This window comes from Pseudomonas sp. AC463 (assembly GCF_979253585.1).
This window is the reverse complement of sequence record NZ_CEEDDZ010000348.1, coordinates 1-318: the sequence shown is the minus strand read 5'-3', so window position 1 is coordinate 318 and position 318 is coordinate 1. Positions and strand designations below refer to the sequence as shown.

Annotated in this window: 1 protein-coding gene; it reads right to left on the bottom strand. The window is 72.0% G+C overall.

The genetic code is table 11. The annotated features are described in order from the left end of the window. Positions 1–318, bottom strand: a 318-nt coding sequence (locus AC0IYH_RS30465) for a hypothetical protein (RefSeq protein ID WP_471837882.1), incomplete at both ends; no start/stop codon positions are given.

The following is a 318-nucleotide window of genomic DNA, read 5'->3' as shown; positions in this document are numbered from 1 at the left end:
ACGATCGCGCGATCGCCAGTGTGCTGGAGATGCCGACATCCAGCATGTACGGCCCCGCATGTCCTAGCGCGGCGGGATCGACGGGCACGCCGTGGCCCATGCCGGCAATCGCCCATTGCTCGACCGCATCGCGCCCCGCGGCGTCCGCCCACACGCGGCGTTCCCAGCGCGGACCCGTCTCGACCCGGCTCGGGGTGGCAGGAAGTCCGTGGACGGTGCGCCACTGGCCGGTCAGCCGGTCCATATTCGCCGCGGTGACGGTCGAATCCGCGCTGCCGTGCCACACCGAAACGCGCGGCCAGCGTGCAGCCTCGCCAG